Source organism: Brevundimonas balnearis, from assembly GCF_042434805.1.
Taxonomy (GTDB): domain Bacteria; phylum Pseudomonadota; class Alphaproteobacteria; order Caulobacterales; family Caulobacteraceae; genus Brevundimonas; species Brevundimonas balnearis.
In genome coordinates this window covers 245,737-261,678 of the sequence record NZ_JBHLSW010000004.1, presented here as the reverse complement: position 1 = coordinate 261,678, position 15,942 = coordinate 245,737, and the positions used below count along the sequence as shown (strand labels likewise).

At 70.0% G+C, this 15,942-nt stretch carries 15 protein-coding genes; 4 read left to right on the top strand and 11 right to left on the bottom strand.

Annotation, left to right across the window (positions count from 1 at the left end):
• Positions 1–34: 34 nt before the first annotated feature.
• From ACFFGE_RS06975 to hppD, 10 genes are all read right to left on the bottom strand, one after another.
• Positions 35–3,613, bottom strand: coding sequence for an ABC transporter permease/M1 family aminopeptidase (locus ACFFGE_RS06975; RefSeq protein WP_376835534.1), 3,579 nt, complete (start codon positions 3,611–3,613; stop codon positions 35–37).
• 15 nt (positions 3,614–3,628) lie between these two features.
• Entirely contained in the window at positions 3,629–4,507 is an 879-nt protein-coding gene (locus ACFFGE_RS06970; RefSeq protein WP_376835533.1) for an ABC transporter ATP-binding protein, read from the bottom strand.
• Positions 4,508–4,607: 100 nt separating this feature from the next.
• Positions 4,608–6,482 (bottom strand): acyltransferase family protein, encoded by a 1,875-nt coding sequence (locus ACFFGE_RS06965; protein ID WP_376835532.1) that lies wholly within the window; start codon positions 6,480–6,482, stop codon positions 4,608–4,610.
• Positions 6,483–6,596: 114 nt separating this feature from the next.
• Positions 6,597–7,604, bottom strand: coding sequence for a fumarylacetoacetate hydrolase family protein (locus ACFFGE_RS06960; protein WP_376835531.1), 1,008 nt, complete (start codon positions 7,602–7,604; stop codon positions 6,597–6,599).
• Between the two features lie 59 nt (positions 7,605–7,663).
• On the bottom strand, positions 7,664–8,461 hold the full coding sequence (locus tag ACFFGE_RS06955; RefSeq protein WP_376835530.1) for a hypothetical protein: 798 nt from the start codon (positions 8,459–8,461) through the stop codon (positions 7,664–7,666).
• Positions 8,462–8,551: 90 nt separating this feature from the next.
• On the bottom strand, positions 8,552–8,815 hold the full coding sequence (locus ACFFGE_RS06950; RefSeq protein ID WP_376835529.1) for a hypothetical protein: 264 nt from the start codon (positions 8,813–8,815) through the stop codon (positions 8,552–8,554).
• Complete coding sequence (locus tag ACFFGE_RS06945; RefSeq protein ID WP_376835528.1) at positions 8,812–9,309, bottom strand: methyltransferase family protein; 498 nt, start codon at positions 9,307–9,309, stop codon at positions 8,812–8,814. The genes ACFFGE_RS06950 and ACFFGE_RS06945 overlap by 4 nt, the downstream gene beginning before the upstream one ends.
• Complete coding sequence (locus ACFFGE_RS06940) at positions 9,306–10,355, bottom strand: isoaspartyl peptidase/L-asparaginase family protein (RefSeq protein ID WP_376835527.1); 1,050 nt, start codon at positions 10,353–10,355, stop codon at positions 9,306–9,308. The genes ACFFGE_RS06945 and ACFFGE_RS06940 overlap by 4 nt, the downstream gene beginning before the upstream one ends.
• A gap of 25 nt (positions 10,356–10,380) precedes the next feature.
• On the bottom strand, positions 10,381–10,560 hold the full coding sequence (locus tag ACFFGE_RS06935; RefSeq protein ID WP_376835526.1) for a hypothetical protein: 180 nt from the start codon (positions 10,558–10,560) through the stop codon (positions 10,381–10,383).
• A gap of 12 nt (positions 10,561–10,572) precedes the next feature.
• Complete coding sequence (hppD, locus tag ACFFGE_RS06930) at positions 10,573–11,655, bottom strand: 4-hydroxyphenylpyruvate dioxygenase (RefSeq protein ID WP_376835596.1); 1,083 nt, start codon at positions 11,653–11,655, stop codon at positions 10,573–10,575.
• A 165-nt stretch (positions 11,656–11,820) separates the two neighbouring features.
• Between hppD and ACFFGE_RS06925 the strand changes: the two genes are divergently transcribed.
• The 4 genes from ACFFGE_RS06925 to ACFFGE_RS06910 are packed head-to-tail and all read left to right on the top strand — an operon-like array spanning position 11,821 to position 14,074.
• Positions 11,821–12,462 (top strand): exopolysaccharide biosynthesis protein, encoded by a 642-nt coding sequence (locus ACFFGE_RS06925; RefSeq protein WP_376835525.1) that lies wholly within the window; start codon positions 11,821–11,823, stop codon positions 12,460–12,462.
• Between the two features lie 43 nt (positions 12,463–12,505).
• Positions 12,506–13,036 (top strand): disulfide bond formation protein B, encoded by a 531-nt coding sequence (locus tag ACFFGE_RS06920; protein WP_376835524.1) that lies wholly within the window; start codon positions 12,506–12,508, stop codon positions 13,034–13,036.
• Complete coding sequence (locus ACFFGE_RS06915; RefSeq protein WP_376835523.1) at positions 13,020–13,598, top strand: demethoxyubiquinone hydroxylase family protein; 579 nt, start codon at positions 13,020–13,022, stop codon at positions 13,596–13,598. The genes ACFFGE_RS06920 and ACFFGE_RS06915 overlap by 17 nt, the downstream gene beginning before the upstream one ends.
• Positions 13,595–14,074, top strand: coding sequence for a GFA family protein (locus ACFFGE_RS06910; RefSeq protein ID WP_376835522.1), 480 nt, complete (start codon positions 13,595–13,597; stop codon positions 14,072–14,074). The genes ACFFGE_RS06915 and ACFFGE_RS06910 overlap by 4 nt, the downstream gene beginning before the upstream one ends.
• Here ACFFGE_RS06910 and cobT read toward each other — a convergent pair.
• Positions 14,058–15,929, bottom strand: coding sequence for a cobaltochelatase subunit CobT (gene cobT, locus ACFFGE_RS06905; RefSeq protein ID WP_376835521.1), 1,872 nt, complete (start codon positions 15,927–15,929; stop codon positions 14,058–14,060). The genes ACFFGE_RS06910 and cobT overlap by 17 nt on opposite strands.
• Positions 15,930–15,942 lie beyond the last annotated feature (13 nt).

The window sequence follows — 15,942 nt, the reverse complement described above, 5'->3', positions numbered from 1 at the left end:
AGCGCCGGGCGGACCCGACGCTCCCTTGCAGCGGTCAGCCGACGGGACGCACGTTGTCGTCGGAGTTCCGGTCGATCCACTTGTTGTAGGGATCGACCCCCACGTGGGTCGGGCGCTCGGCGGCGACGAAGCGCAGGACCTGGGTTCCCGTGCGGATCGGGCGACGCTCGAACAGGATCACGTCCTCCTGATCGAAGGCGGCGCGTCCGGGCTCGGCGCTGAACAGGCCGACGTCGAAGGTCTCGGCCAGCGGCGACTCGGTCTCGACGCCCTGGCCGTCGGCGTAGAGCTTCCTCGCCTCCACCGTGATCGCCACGTCGAAGCGGCCGTCGGCGCGTTCCGTCGAGGTCACATCGGTCACCTTGACGTCGTAGAGGGTGATCCGCTCGAACAGGTCGGTGATCAGCTGCTGCTTGTCGGCCGGGGCGTTGGCGCGCAGCGCGGCGATGAGGTCGAGCGAGCGCGGGAACGGCGCGGGCCGGAAGGCATGGTCGGCGATCACCTGGCGCAGGGCGGCGTTGACGGCGGCCTCGCCCAGCTGGTCGCGCAGCAGGTACATGACCAGGCCGCCCTTCTGGTAGTGGATGTAGCCCTGGTTCTCGACGCGGTAGAGCGGCAGCTCCTCCAGCACCTCGGTCCCGCGCGCGCCCAGATAGTTGTCAAGCTCGTACTTCAGGAAGCGCCGGATCTGGTCGGGGCCGTAGAGCTTCTCCATGACCATCAGGGCGCTGTACTGGGCCAGGGTCTCGGTCAAGGTGGTGGAGCCCTGCATGTCGGCGCTGACGACCTGGTGGGCCCACCACTGATGCCCCAGTTCGTGGGCGGTGATGTAGGTCACATAGTCGATCTTCTCGCCGGACTCGTCCAGCTTGGCGATGAAGCCGATGCTCTCGGAGTAGGGCATGGTGTTGGCGAAGGCCTGGGCGAAGCTGGCGTAGGCCGGGAACTCCAGGATCCGCGCCTGGCGGAACTGGTAGGGGCTGAACTCAGCCTGGTAGTAGTCGAGCCCGGTCTTCAGGGCGTTCAGCATGCGCTGGACGTTCCAGGGGTGCTGGCGGTCGTAGTAGACGGCCAGCTCGACGCCGTCGTGGGTCTCGCGCGCGATTTCGTAGTCCGCCGACTGCACCGAGAAGAAGTGCAGGATGGGAGCCTCCGACACGAAGCGGGCGGTGCGGCGGTTCCCCTGGGTGACGTCCGAGACCTTGTAGCCGGGCGCGACCGGGGTCTGGTCGGCGACGGTGGTGACGGTGATGTCAGAGCGGACCCAGTCGACGTTGCCGACGTAGTTGCGGCCTTGGGCCGATGTGTCCTCCAGCTTGGCCATCCGCACGTCCTCGGGCAGGCCGTTGCGACGCCGCACCGAGCGGTCGCGGATGATGCTGGAGCGATCCATGCCCAGGATCGGCGCGAACTCGAAGTTGTTGATGAAGGCGCCGTTGTCGACGATCTCGGTGAGATTGCCCGAGGCGCGGAAGCCCCGCTGGGCGATCTCGGTCTCGAACGCCAGCGTCCGGCGCTCGCCCGGCTGCATCGGCCGATTCAGCGTCAGGATGTGATAGTTGAACCGGTCGTAGGTGCGCAGCGGGCGCGAGCCCTCCAGGCGGATCGCCTTGACTTGGGTGTCGCGCGCGAAGCGCAGGTGAAGCTGCGTCAGGGGCGCGTCCGTGCGGTTCTCCAGGACGTAGGTCCCCTCGGTCGTCAGGCGCGGCGCATGCGGATCGAGGTCCAGCACCAGGGTGACGTCGGTGATGTTCGGCTGCGGCACCGTCTCGTACCGCAGCAGCGCCTTCTCATAGGCCGCCTGCCATTTCTCGCCGTCGCGGCCGTTGCGGTATTCGTTCCAGACGTTGGTGTTGACGAAGATGAAGGCGCCCAGGGCGACGAAGGCGGCCGCGGCGACGCCGGCGGTGACCCCCGCCGCGCCCTTCAACCGGGCCGGGGCGCGCCTGAGACGGGGCATGAGCCGCGTCTCGGTTCCCCGCCGCCACAGGGCGTAGGCGATGACCACCAGGATGACGGCGAAGGCGCTCCAGTAGGCGTCGAACCAGGCGCGTCCGATCCAGAAGTCGCCCATGCCGTTCATGTCCGACAGGGGCACGGACACCCCGGCGCCGTAGTTGTAGATCGGGTGGTCGAAGCCGAGGTTGGAGGCGACGATGCGGCTGATCAGATAGAGCACCATCACGCCCCAGCCGAAGAACTTGTGCGGCACGAGCGCCTGGATGAAGACCGCCAGCACGGCCAGGTGCACGACGTTGATCGTCTCGGGCAGGACGTACCAGAGCAGGTACTTGTCCAGCTCGAAGTCCGTCACGCCCTTGATGACCTGGGCCAGCACGCCCGCGCCGACGCTGACCAGCATCACCGCGACCAGGACCAGCGCGATCGCCAGGGTCTTGGGCAGGACGAAGGCCCAGTCCGGCACGGCGGTGGCGTCCACGATCTCGTGGGTGCGCCGCTCGCGCTCGCGCCAGACCAGTTCGCCCGCGTAGTAGATGGCCACGATCAGCGGGATGAAGGTGAAGGCGCCCTGCAGCGTCTGGATCACCAGCCGGGTCACCAGCCAGGTCTCCGCGCCGTAGAGCTCGCCCGCGAACAGCAGCGAGCCGATGCTGTTGAACAGGCCGAGCGCCAGCAGCACGAAGAAGGCCGGGCTCTTGAACACCTGGCCCATCTCGAACTTCGTGCGCGCCCACAGCTGGACGCGGGCGGCGGCGGCGTCGAAGCGCGGGGCGGGCAGGGGGCCGGACGCGACGGGGGCGCCGGCGGCGGCCTCGGCGATGGCCTTCAGCTTCTCGGCCTTCTTGAGCTTCGCGCCGCGAGTCTCGAACCGGTAGAGCAGGTAGCCCGCGACCAGCGCCGCCAGGGCCACGCCGAGCACGATCAGGCGGTTGTAGAGGAAGGCGCCCTCCAGCGGGACGAGGCGGCTGTTGCGCTCCGCCGCGGTCCAGTACTCGGTGGCCAGGCCGTAGGCCGAGCCGCCGAAGGGCTCGAGCAGCGCGACCGTGTCCTCGAACTCCGGCCGGCTGCCGAGCGTGCCCAGCGTCAGATAGGCGATGAGGAAGCCGACCACGCCGACATAGGTCCACATCATCGACCGCGTGACCGTGGCCACGGCGAAGAACAGGGCGCCCGTCAGGAACAGGTTCGGCAGGGCGATCGTGAGATACGGCTGCAGATAGTAGGCGAGGACGTGCGGCCCGAGCGTCTCGGGGTCCACCCACGGCATCAGCGCGCCGAGGAAGATGCCCAGCGGCACCGCCAGGAAGCACAGGCAGGCGGCCAGCATGGCGCCGATGAAGCGCCCGATCAGATAGTCGAACTTGCCCACCCGTGTGGCCCGGATGATGGGGCCGTAGCCCGTCTCGGCGTCGCGTACGACGACATTGGCGACGAAGGCCGTGGTCACGAACATGCAGAACAGCGACCAGATCATCATCGAGAAGCTGATCGCGTAGGGGCTGTTCTCCTTGACGTTGCCGAGGCCGCCCAGGCTGAGCTGGTCGGAGGCGACCACGCCGTAGCTGAGCAGGAAGAACAGGATGCCCACCACCCAGAACACCGGCTGGCGGGTCTGGTAGCGGAACTCGAAGGCCGTGACGGCGCCGAACATGGACGATCCTCCCGGTCAGGCCGCGCGGCGCGAGGCCGTGAGCGTCGAGAAGTAGACGTCCTCCAGCCCGCCGGAGACGGGCTCGAAGCCCTCGCCCGGATCGGCGTCGGCGAGCACGTGGATCACGGTCTTGCCGGCGAACAGCCGGGTGGAGATCACCTCGTAGCGCGCGCGGTGATCCTCCAGCGCGGCCTTGTCGATGGTCTTGCTCCAGACGCGGCCCTTCAGGGCGTCCATCAGGTCCGACGGCGCGCCCTCCAGCTGGATCCTGCCGCCCGCCAGCACCGCCATGCGCGGGCACAGGTCGGCCACGTCCTCGACGATGTGGGTGGACAGGATGATGACCACGCTCTCGCCGATCTCGGCCAGCAGGTTCAGGAAGCGGTTGCGCTCCTCCGGGTCGAGGCCGGCGGTCGGCTCGTCGACGATGATCAGCTGCGGCCGGCCGATCAGGGCCTGGGCGATGCCGAAGCGCTGGCGCATGCCGCCGGAGAAGCCGGCCACGGCCTTCTTGCGGACCGACCACAGATTGACCTGGTTCAGGAGGGTCTCGACCGTCTCCTTCCTGGCCTTGCCGTCGGTGACGCCCTTGAGCACCGCCATGTGGTCCAGTAGCTCATAGGCCGAGACGCGCGGATAGACGCCGAAGTCTTGAGGCAGATAGCCCAGGGTTCGCCGCAGCTGCTCCGGCTGTTTGACGACGTCGATGTCGCCGAAGCGGATGTCGCCCGACGTCGGCGTCTGCAGCGTCGCGATCGACCGCATCAGGGTCGACTTGCCCGCGCCGTTGGGGCCCAGGAGGCCGAACATGCCCTTGGGCACCTCCAGCGAGACGCCGTCGAGCGCCCGCGTGCCGTTGCCGTAGACGTGGACGAGATTGGTGACCGTGAGCAACGCCTTGCCCCCCTGGCTTGGAAGTTGAGCCGACAGGGTGTGTCAAAGACGCTTGTCTTCGCAAGTTAACGATCGTTCAGGTGGCGATGCGAGCGGCGCCCTAAGGCAGTTGCGAGCCGAACCGTCTGACCATCATCCGGGCCCCGTCCAAGGTCAGGTGGCCGTAGTCGAAGTGGAGGGGAAGGCCCTTGTCGTCGAGCAGCGTGCATCGGTCCTCGGGGCACTCGGCCTGCCAGGCTGAAACGTAAGTGGCGTCGATCTCGCTGAACGTCGCACGCATCGCGGCGTCGAGGTCCCGCCTGCGCGCGAGCCGGCGATGTGACGGCACGTCCGCCTCGCCCATCAGGGTCGCTCGCGCGAGGATCAGGGGGAAGTCCCCGTCGTACTCGACGGTCGGACCGATGACGACCACGGCGAGTCCCCGTCTGCGGACCTCTCGAACGGTCCGGACCAGTTCCGGCACCTCGTCTTCGCGCCACTGGCCGGCGAACACGACGCCGGCGGTCCTTTCAGGCCGCAAGACGTCCCGGAAGACGTGATCGGCCAGGTCCGTGCACAGGGCGGCCCCTTCGGTTTCCAGCAGCGGACGACATCCCGACGCCGTCGCCTGAATGACATGGCGTTGCGGCCAGTATTCCTGAAGCGCTCGCCAATACTGGGCGGCGTGACTGTCGCCAAACACCACCCAGTTCTCTCGACCTGGAGCGGCTTCGAGGCAGCCGGGGTCGTAGCGCCGGCCGTCGCCGGTCCCCCAGAAGCACACGCCGCGCCTGAACTGGCGGGCGTAATCCGGCGTCTGACGATAGTCCACGACCGATGCCAGCCGCTCCACCTCCGCCGGCGCCGGGCGCAGCCGCACCGGGCGCTCCGAAGAGGCCCAACTCGCCCCCGCGACAGCGGCCAGAGCCGCCACACCGCCAAAGACCACCGGCAGGCGCGGCAAGGCGGCCAGTCGCCTGCGCGCCGGCTCTTCCAGAGCGACCCGCGTCAGCGCGGCGGCGATGATCGAGGCGACGACGAGCGCGACGGTCTCGACGCCGTCGAGTTCGACGCCGGTCTGGAGTCGGTAAAGGGTGATGATCGGCCAGTGCCAGAGGTAGAGCGAATAGGAGATGTCGCCGACCCAGACCATCGGACGCCAGGACAGCAGCGCCGCCGTGGGGCCGGTCTGTCCGTATGCGATCAGCAGCGCGGCTCCCATTACTGGCAGCAATGCGGAAGGGGCTGGAAAGAGGGCGTCCGGACGAATCGTCAGCACACCGATCACGATCAAGGCCAAGCCGACCATTGCGAGAGCGTGCTTGACGCGGTCCCGAAGCCCCGAGGGCGCCGCGCCGAGAGCGACGAGCGCCCCGACGCCGAGCTCCCATGCCCGTGTCGGAAACATGTAGAAGGCGGCTTCAGGCGCAATCTGCCCGACGACGAGCGCGAGGCCGAAGGACGCCAAGCACAAAGCCCCGATGATCGCCGTCAGCCAGCGGCGGGCCCATTTCCAGACCGCCAACACCAGGATGGGATAGAAGACGTAGAACTGCTCCTCGACGGCGAGCGACCAGGTGTGCAGGAGGGGCTTGTACTCGGCCGCGCCGCCGAAATAGTCCGTCGTCAGCATGAAGTGAAAGTTCGAAACGAAAGCCGCCGCCGCGACGGAGCTCATTCCGAGGTCGCGGGCCTCGCGCGGAAGCATTAAGGCGGCTCCCGCGATCAACGTCGCCGTCAGAACGAGGGCGAGCGCCGGAAAGATCCGCGCCACCCGTCGACGATAGAACTCCATGATCGAAAAGCGATCCGAGCCCAGATCACGGACGATGATGCGGGTGATCAGGAAGCCCGAAATCACGAAGAAGACGTCGACGCCGACAAACCCGCCGCCGAGCGCGCCGAGACCCGCGTGGAACAAAAGAATCGGGAGAACGGCGACCGCCCTCAGACCAGCGATGTCGGCACGATATTCGTGAGACGCGTTCGCGTACATCGACACCCCCGTTCGCCGACCTCCGTACTCGAGGATAGAACAAAGCGACGGCGGGATTACAAGCCCGAGAGGGCCTCGCCGCCGTCGCTCTTTCCCTGGTAGGGCTTCGGCGCCTCAGACCGCCTGCACCGTCTGTTCGATGGCGCCGAAGATGGAGTGGTGTTTCTCGTCCAGCATCTCGATGCGGACGGTGTCGCCGGCTTTCAGGAAGGGGGTTTCGGGCTTGCCGCGCAGAATCGTCTCGACGGTGCGGACCTCGGCGATGCAGGAATAGCCCAGTCCGCCCTCGGAGACCGGCTTGCCGGGGCCGCCGTCGGCGTCGCGGTTCGACACCGTGCCCGAGCCGATGATCGAGCCGGCGCCCAGCGATCGCGTCTTGGCCAGGTGGGCGATCAGCACGCCGAAGTCGAAGGTCATGTCCTGGCCGGCGTCGGCGCGGCCGAACGGGCGGCCGTTCAGGTCGACCGAGAGCGCGCCGTGCAGCTTGCCGTCCTTGAACCGGTCGCCGAGCGCGTCGGGCGTCACGAACACCGGCGACAGCGCTGAAGCCGGCTTGGATTGGACGAAGCCGAAGCCCTTGGCGAGCTCGGCCGGGATCAGGTTGCGCAGGGAGACGTCGTTGACGAGCCCGACCAGGCGGATCGATTCCAGAGCCGCGTCGCGGGAGGCGCCCAGCGGCACGTCGCCGGTGACCACCACCACCTCGGCCTCCAGATCGCAGCCCCAGGCCTCGTCCCTCAGCGGAATCGGGTCGCGCGGACCCAGGAAGCCGTCCGACCCGCCCTGGTACATCAGCGGGTCGGTCCAGAAGCTGTCGGGCATCTCGGCGCCGCGCGCCTGCCGCACCAGCTGGACATGGTTCACATAGGCCGAGCCGTCAGCCCACTGATAGGCGCGGGGCAGGGGCGCCGCCGCCTCGCGCTCATGGAAGCGGCCACGCGGGACGGCGCCGTGCTCCAGGCTCTCGGCCAGGGCGCGCAGCTCGGGCTCGCAGCGATCCCAGTCGTCCAGCGCCGCCTGGAGCGTCGGCGCGATCAGGAAGGCGTCGGTGAACCAGGCGAGATCCTCGGACACGACCACCAGGCGGCCGTCGCGGCCGTGCTTCAGAGAGGCGAGCTTCATGCGTCAGGCTTAGGCCGTTTCCACCGGCTTGGAAACGGGGCGGGCTCCCGCGGCGGGCCTCAGTGGCGCGCGCCGTGCCCGCCGTGTCCGTGGTGGGGGGGCTTCGCCGGGGCGGTGGTGAGGGCGCGCACGACCGCCCGAAGCTCCGCCTTGCGCGGGGCCGCGTCGGACCACCACGCGTGGAACTCCCGCGTGGCGCGGGCCAGGGCGTGAACCTGTTCCTCGATGGTCATGTCCTCGGTCACCTTGGCGGGTGCGGGGGCCGGCTTGGGCGGCGGGGCGGGTTCAGGAAGGGGCCTCGCCTCGGCCTCGGGCTTGGGCGGCGGGTCGGTGCGCACCGCCTCGGCGACCCCGCCCAGCACATTGACGATCACCGGCGATCCGGCGGCCGCCGCCGCGACGGCCGAGGGCGGATGGGCGGGGCCGTGCGACGGATGAGAGGGGTGAGAGTCGGGCGTGTCCGGCTTGGGCTTGGCCTCGATCTCCTTCTTGCCCGCGATGGCCTGGTCGAGCGCCTTGACCGGGCCGCCGGCGCCCTTGGCGACGGTCAGCAGCGGGCCCAGGTGGACGTCGATCCTCCGGCGCAGCGTCTTGCAGCGGCCGAGCAGGTCGGCGTCGCCCGCGATCATGGCCTCGCGACTGGCGTCCAGCAGGTCCTGATGGATCGCGTCCACCGCATCCCCCGCGCGGCGGCCCGAGCCTTCGCCCCGCCCGACCAGATAGGCGACGACGAGACCTCCCAGCACAGCCAGCGCCAGGAGCGCGGCGATCAGGGGATCGACGCCCAGGAACAGCCCGGGCTCAGCCAGCTGATAGGCGTCCTGAACGCCGGGAAAGTCGGTCGGATAGGCGCTCATCGGTCTCTTCCCCTCCCGTCGCTCCGCCATGATGCCCTGTGGCGGCGGCGGCGCAATGGAAAAGGTTAACGGCGCTCGATGACGGCTGATCTAGGGGGTGACGAGCGCCCGCGCCTCCGCGCCGCAGCGCTCGCGGCCCGGCAGGCAGCGGACCTCCACCTCGACCATGACCGCGCCCTCGGGGTCGTGGGCCCAGAGGTAGCGCCGCTCGATCTCGACCTCCCGGCCGGAGGGCGCGAAGCCGAGGAAGCTGTCGCCCCACGGGGTGATCCGGCGGATCTCTTCGAAGGTCAGGGCGCAGGCGGCCTCGAGCTCCTCGCGCGCCATGACGGCCAGTTCGTCGTCGGTGGTCATATCCATCGCCTGACGGAACGCGTGTAGGCGCGATAGGATTCGCCGAACTTCTCCTCGAGGTACTTTTCCTCGCGGGCGATGACGAAGCGGTCGACCACGACCAGGCAGGGCAACAGCAGCGCCAGCGCGATCGGGGCGTCCATGGCCACGGTGAGCCCGGCGTAGGTGATGGCGAAACCGACGTAGATCGGGTTGCGGCTGAAGCGATAGGGGCCGTCGGTCGCCAGCACGGTGGACGGCTTCCACGGCTCGACCGCCGTACCCAGCCTGCGGAACAGGCCCGCCGCCATGCCGTCGAGCAGCAGCCCGCCCAGGATGAGGGCCAGGGCGACGCCGCGCCGGACCTCGGTCGCGAGTCCCAGGGTCATGGCCTCGTCCGGGGGCAGGCCGATCTGCGCCCCGAACCGGTCCAGCGCCCAGCCCAGACCCAGGAAGGCGAAATAGATCAGCGGCGGCGGGGCGATGACGCCGGGATGGTCGGGGCGGGCCGTCATTCCTCGTCCGCGTAGATGGCGACGCGCGGCGCGGATCCGGCGGTCATCGCGCCGCGATACATGCCCGAGGTGTTCATGGCGAAGGCGACGGAGCCGTCGGCGCCCATGACGATCACCCCGCCGTCGCCGCCGATCGAGCCGACGTCGGCGATCTCGGCCTCGGCGGCCGCCTGGACCGGCAGTCCCCGCGCCGTGCGATGGCAGATGTCGCGCGCGACCGTGGCGCGGATGAAGTACTCGCCCGAGCCCGTGGCCGAGACGGCGCAGCCGTCGGCGTTGGAGGCGTAGGTGCCCGCGCCGATGACCGGCACGTCGCCGACCCGGCCCCAGCGCTTGGCGGTCATGCCGCCGGTGGAGGTGCCCGCCGCCAGCCGGCCCTCTCGGTCCAGCGCCACCGCGCCGACGGTGCCGAACTTGCGCTCATCCAGCGGCGGCTGCGCCACGGCGGCCGTCGCGCCGGACGGGGGGACGCCCGAGGGGCGCTCCGGGATCGGCTCGCCGCGTTCGCGCAAGGTCCGCTCCAGCGCCCGCCAGCGGCTCTCGGTGAAGAAGAAGGCCGGATCGACCTGCTCCAGCCCTTGGGCGGCGGCGAAGGTCTCGGCGCCCTCGCCGATCAGCATGACGTGCGGGGAGTCCTCCATGACCGCCCGCGCTGCGGCGATGGGATGGCGCGTCCGGGTCAGACCCGCCACGGCCCCGGCGTTGCGGGTCGTGCCGTCCATGACGGCGGCGTCGAGCTCATTGCGGCCGGCGGCGGTGAAGACCGCGCCACGGCCGGCGTTGAACAGGGGATCGTCCTCCATGATCCGGATCGCCGCCTCGACGGCGTCCAGCGCCGACCCGCCGGCCTCCAGCACCTCGCCGCCCGCCCGGAGCGCGCGGTTCAGGGCGGCGCGATAGGCGGCGTCCTGCTCCGGCGACAGGTCGGCGCGTTCGATGACGCCCGCGCCGCCATGGATGGCGAAGGACCAGGCGGGCCGATCCTGGGCCGCACAGGGCGTGCAGAGCGCCAGGGCGGCGGCGGCGAGCATGACGACGGATCGCATCGGTGAAGGTCCCCCGGAGCCGGCCTCAGTCAGGCCGGCGGTGATGCCAGCGTTTCCACAGGCGATAGGCGATGATCGGCAGGAAGCCGACCGCCGTCGCGACCAGGATCAACAGCCAGACGTTGGGCTCCGACCGCCCCAGCACGCCGGCGGTCAGGCCGGCGACCGGAGGGCCCAGGAACGGCAGCCATGAGGGCGGACGCAACCCCGGCGATCCTCAGGCGTCGACCTTGATGACGCCGCGCCGGATCTGGTCCAGCTCGATGGAATCGAACAGCGCCTGGAAGTTGCCCTCGCCGAAGGCCTGGTTGCCCTTCCTCTGGATGATCTCGAAGAAGATCGGACCGAAGGTGTCCTGGGTGAAGATCTGCAGCAGGATGCCGTCCTCGTCGGAGCCGTCGATGAGGATGCGGTTCTTGCGCATGCGCTCCACGTCCTCGCCGTGGTTCGGCAGGCGCTTGTCGATCAGCTCGAAGTAGGTCTCGATGGTGTCCTGGAAGGCGATGCCGCGACGCTTCATCTCCTCGACCGTCTCGAAGATGTCGTCCGTCGCCAGCGCGATGTGCTGGATGCCCTCGCCGTTGTAGCGGCGCAGGAACTCCTCGATCTGGCTGTTCTCGTCCTGGCTCTCGTTCAGCGGGATGCGGATGGCCTTGTCCGGCGCGATCATCGCCTGGCTGAACAGGCCCGTCGCCTTGCCCTTGATGTCGAAGTACTTCTGTTCCTGGAAGTTGAACACCGAGCCGTAGAAGCCGGACCAGTTGCGCATCTGCCCGCGCCGCACGTTGTGGGTCAGGTGGTCCAGGCAATAGAGGCCGACCGAGTTCTTGCGCTCCGCCTCCTCCCAGCCCTCGATCTCGTCCCAGCCGTCGTAGAGCGAGCCGGCCTCGCCGTACTTGTCGATGAGATAGAGCAGCGAGCCGCCGATGCCCTGGAGCACATAGGGATAGTCGGCGCCGAGCGCCCCGCCCTGGTGCGCCTCGGCCGGGCGCGCGCCGCGCGCGACCGCGCCCTCGAAGGCCGCCTTGGCGTCGGCCACGCGGAAGGCCATGCCGTTGGCCGACGGGCCATGTTCGCGGGCGAACTCCCCGGCCTGACCCTTGGGCGCGCGGTTGACCAGCAGGGTGATGTCGCCCTGCTTCAGCCGCACCACCTGGTCGGGCGACACATGGGTCTGGGTGAAGCCCATCAGCTCCAGCCGTTCGATCATCGCCCCGGGCTCGGGCCCGGTGAACTCCACGAACTCGAAGCCGTCGACGCCGAGCGGGTTGTCCGCGTCCAGCCGCTGGGCGGGGGTCATGTCGTCAGCCATGGTCGTCTCCTGAACCTGGGCGCCGGGTCCGAGCCGGGCGCGTTTGGCCGGGAACCTAGTCACGACGGGCGCGCAAGCCAACCCGAGGCGTGCCCCGTCGCGCAGACGTGACGGCTCTCGCAACGGGCCGCGCGATCGGATATCGCAGCCGCCATGAGCCAGCCGGACCTGCATCGCGACACGGGCGACCACAGCTTCATCCGCCTGATCGCGCGGCTGTCGGAGACCTCGGGCCCCGACGGCATGACGATCGGCGAGATCGTCGACCGGCTCGACGAGCGCAGCTTCGGCATCCTGATCCTTATCCTGGCGGTGCCTTGTCTGGTGCCGGCGCTCTACGGCGTGCCGCAGATCGTGGGCATCCCCGTCCTGCTGCTGGCGGGACAGATGCTGGTGGGCCGCGAGGAGCCCTGGCTGCCGCGCCAGATTCTGGAGCGCCGCGTGTCGAAGGTTTGGCTGGACCGGATGGGAGACTTCGCCGTCAAGCGCATGGGCTGGTTCGAGCGGGTCAGCCGGCCACGCCTGAAGGTCTTCGCCGAGGGTTGGGCCGAGCGGGCGGCGGCGGCCTTCATGATCCTGGCGACCGTGACCATCGTCCTGCCGCTGACCAACACGATTCCGTCGGTGGCGCTGACGCTGCTGGCCGTCGGGCTGATCCAGCGCGACGGCCTGTTCGTGGCGGGCGGGGCCGCGATCGCCACGGCCTGGGCCGGAGCCCTGATCACGGTCGTCATCGCCTTCTGGCTGGGCGCCGGATGGGCGGTCGCCCTGACCCAGCGCTTCACCGGCGGTTGAGCCCGATCGACGAAGCCCGCCGGCGCGGTTAAGGATGCGGTCCATGGGCCTATATCGCCTCCTGACCCGCTGGTGGACCGGCTTCGCGCTGCTGGCGTCGCTGGCCATGCTGGGCGCCGCGCACGCCTTCGAGCGGTTCGGCGGCCTGGCCCCGTGCAACCTCTGTCTCAAGCAGCGGGAGGTCTATTGGGCGGCGGCGGCCATCGCCCTGATCGCCACGGCCTGGACGCTGTTCAGCCGGGCCAGCCGGGGCACCCCGCGCATCGCCGCCTTCCTGCTGTTCTGCGTCTTCACCACCGGCGCGATCACCGCCGGCTTCCATGCGGGCGGAGAGCTGGACTGGTGGGAGCTGCCGGCCGCCTGCGCGGGCGGGGGAACAGCCGACCTGGAGAGCCTGACGGCCCTGGCGCTGGGCGTCGGCCCGGAGTCGCGGCCGGTCATGTGCGACGCCGTGGCGTGGAGCTTCCTGGGCGTCAGCATGGCAGGCTGGAACGCCCTGTTCAGCGCGGCGTTGGCGGTGTTCAGCCTGCTCGCCGCCAAGCGACCGAAGGACGCCCGTGCCCCCCGAAAGTGACGCCGCCCGCATCCCGCTGCCCCGCCCCGGCGCCGGCCAGACCCGCGCGCGCCTGGCCGAGATCCTGAGGGTCGATCACGCGGGCGAGTTCGGGGCGGTGGAGATCTATCGCGCCCAGAAGGCGGTCTTCCGGGGGCGCAGGGGCCATGAGGGGATCACCGAGGACCTGACCGAGATGCAGGGCCACGAGGCGGTGCATCTGGCCCGTTTTCAGGAGCTGCTGACCCAGCACCGGGTGCGGCCGACGGCGTTGCTGCCGTTCTGGCGGGTCGCGGCGCACGCGCTCGGCGCCGGCACGGCCCTGATGGGCGATAAGGCGGCGCACGCCTGCACCGAGGCGGTCGAGACGGTCATCGGCGAGCACTACGACCGCCAGATCGCGGAGATCCGCGAGCGCGATCCCGAGCTGGCGGCCGAGCTGACCAGGTTCCGCGACGAGGAGCTGGCCCACAAGGATCACGCCATCGAGCACGGCGCCCACGAAGCCCCCGCCTATCGCCTGCTGAGCGCCGTGATCCAGACCGGCTGCAGGGCCGCCATCAAGATCGCCGAGAAGGTGTGACGACGGCCGCCTCAAACCCCGAGGGCGCGACGGCGGCCGGGTCCACCGGCCGCTGCCTGTGCGGGGCGGTCACCTTTCGGGGCGTGGGCTCCCCCAAGGGTGTTCACTGCTGCCACTGTCGCGATTGCGCGCGCTGGAACGGCGGTCCCCTGATGGCGGTCGAGTTCACCGGCGTGTTGGAGATCGCCGGGCCAGTCCGGTGGTACGAGAGTTCGGACTGGGCCGAGCGCGGATCCTGCGATCGGTGCGGCTCGGCGATGTTCTGGCGGATGCGCGACGGATCGACCAGCAGCGCCGCCGTGGGCGCGTTCGATGACCAGACCCAGTTCGCCGGGATCGAGTCGCACATCTTCGTGGACTCGAAGCCCGCCTACTACGAGTTCGCCGACGGCGCGCCCCGGCTGACGGCGGCGGAGGTGATGGCGCTGTTCGCGTCGGGGGACGCCGACCCCTCGAAAGTCACGCCGCCCGCCTGAGCCGCTTCTTCGGCGCCGCGTCCTGGTCGAACAGTTCGGCCAGTTTCTCGATCATGGCGCCGCCCAGCTGTTCGACGTCCACCAGGGTCAGGGCCTTCCGGTACCAGCGGGTCACGTCGTGACCGATGCCGATGGCCAGGAGCTCGACCGGGCTCGACCCTTCGATCTCGGCGATGACCTGGCGCAGGTGCTTGTCCAGATAGAGCGCGGCGTTCGCCGACTGGGTCGAATCGTCCACCGGCGAGCCGTCGGAGATCACCATCAGGATGCGCCGCTGCTCGGGCCGGGCCAGCAGGCGCCCGTGGGCCCAGGCCAGGGCCTCGCCGTCGATGTTCTCCTTCAGCAGCCCCTCGCGCATCATCAGGCCGAGGTTCTTCTTGGCCCGGCGCCAGGGCGCGTCGGCTGACTTGTAGATGATGTGGCGCAGGTCGTTCAGCCGTCCGGGCGAGGGCGGCTTGCCGGCGCTGATCCAGGCCTCGCGGCTCTGGCCGCCCTTCCAGGCGCGGGTGGTGAAGCCCAGGATCTCGACCTTCACGCCGCATCTTTCCAGCGTCCGCGCCAGGACGTCGGCGCAGACCGCCGCCACCATGATCGGCCGCCCGCGCATCGAGCCGGAGTTGTCCAGCAGCAGCGTGACCACCGTGTCCCGGAACGGGCTCTCGCTCTCCATCTTGAAGGACAGCGGGCTGGTGGGGTCGGTGATGACCCGGGTCAGCCGGGCGGTGTCGAGGACGCCTTCCTCCAGATCGAAGGTCCAGCTGCGGTTCTGCTGCGCCAGCAGGCGGCGCTGCAGGCGGTTGGCCAGGCGGGTGACGACGCTGGACAGGCTGGTCAGCTGCTGGTCCAGCAGGGCGCGCAGGCGCTCGAGCTCGTTCGGGTCGCACAGGTCCTCGGCGCCGACCACCTCGTCGAACTTCGTGGTGAAGACGCGATAGGCGTCGATCGCGCGGCCGTCGTCCTGGCTCTCGACGCGGTTGGGCCGGGCGCCCTCGTCCAGGTCGGGGGCGTCGTCGGACGGCTCGGCGTTCGGGTCGGCGGGCGCGCCGTCGGGACGGGTCTCGCGCTGTTCGGAGCTCTGCTCCTCGTCGCTCTGGCCCTCCATCCCTTGCGAGCCCTCGCCGCCGTCGGGCTCCTCCTCGTCCTCGGCGTCGTCCTCGGGCGGCGGCTCCTGGGCGTCGGGCTCGTCCTCGCCGGGATCGTCGTTGGCCTCCTCCCCGCGCCCGTCGCCGGGGTCGAGGTCGAGCGCCACCAGCAGGTCCTTCAGCCGGTCGGCGAAGGCGGTCTGGTCGCCCGCCGCCTCGGCCAGCCGATCGAACTGACGGCCGGCCTTGGACTCCAGCTCGGCGCGGACGAGATCGAGCAGCCGTCCGGCGCCGTCGGGCGCGGGCTTTCCGGTCAGGCGCTCGCGCGTCATCAGGGCCGCGGCCTCGGCCAACGGGACGCGCGCGGCGTCGGCGACCCTGAGCGCGCCCATCTTCTCCAGCCGCGACAGGAGCGCCGCGTCCATGTTGGCGCGCACGCCGGGCAGCGCGACGGAGCCGATCGCCTCGACCCGGGCCTGCTCCACCGCCTCGAACACCTCGGCCGCGTTTCGGTCCGGCGGGCTCAGCCGCGCGTGCAGGCCTTCGTCGTGATTGGCCAGCCGCAGGGCCAGCCGGTCGGCCTGGCCGCGCAGGGTCGCGCTCTCGGGGCCCGACAGGTCCCGCGGCGGCTGGGGCAGGGTGAGGACGCCGTTGGCGAGCTTGGGCCCGTCCGAGCCGAAGGCGACCTCAAGCTCGGCCTGTTCGGCCAGCGCCCGGGCGGCGGTCGACAGCGCGCGCTTGAACCGGTCCTGCGGAGTCTCGGGCGAAGCCATGGCCGATGACATA

Bases quoted from the DNA above. Each gene is read 5' to 3' on its own strand.
- ACFFGE_RS06950 (WP_376835529.1), bottom strand. From the start codon at position 8,815: ATGACCACCGACGACGAACTGGCCGTCATGGCGCGCGAGGAGCTCGAG.
- ACFFGE_RS06960 (WP_376835531.1), bottom strand. From the start codon at position 7,604: ATGAAGCTCGCCTCTCTGAAGCACGGCCGCGACGGCCGCCTGGTGGTC.
- hppD (WP_376835596.1), bottom strand. From the start codon at position 11,655: ATGACCCCCGCCCAGCGGCTGGACGCGGACAACCCGCTCGGCGTCGAC.
- ACFFGE_RS06925 (WP_376835525.1), top strand. From the start codon at position 11,821: ATGAGCCAGCCGGACCTGCATCGCGACACGGGCGACCACAGCTTCATC.
- ACFFGE_RS06965 (WP_376835532.1), bottom strand. From the start codon at position 6,482: ATGTACGCGAACGCGTCTCACGAATATCGTGCCGACATCGCTGGTCTG.
- ACFFGE_RS06940 (WP_376835527.1), bottom strand. From the start codon at position 10,355: ATGCGATCCGTCGTCATGCTCGCCGCCGCCGCCCTGGCGCTCTGCACG.
- ACFFGE_RS06920 (WP_376835524.1), top strand. From the start codon at position 12,506: ATGGGCCTATATCGCCTCCTGACCCGCTGGTGGACCGGCTTCGCGCTG.
- ACFFGE_RS06945 (WP_376835528.1), bottom strand. From the start codon at position 9,309: ATGACGGCCCGCCCCGACCATCCCGGCGTCATCGCCCCGCCGCCGCTG.
- ACFFGE_RS06955 (WP_376835530.1), bottom strand. From the start codon at position 8,461: ATGAGCGCCTATCCGACCGACTTTCCCGGCGTTCAGGACGCCTATCAG.
- cobT (WP_376835521.1), bottom strand. From the start codon at position 15,929: ATGGCTTCGCCCGAGACTCCGCAGGACCGGTTCAAGCGCGCGCTGTCG.
- ACFFGE_RS06975 (WP_376835534.1), bottom strand. From the start codon at position 3,613: ATGTTCGGCGCCGTCACGGCCTTCGAGTTCCGCTACCAGACCCGCCAG.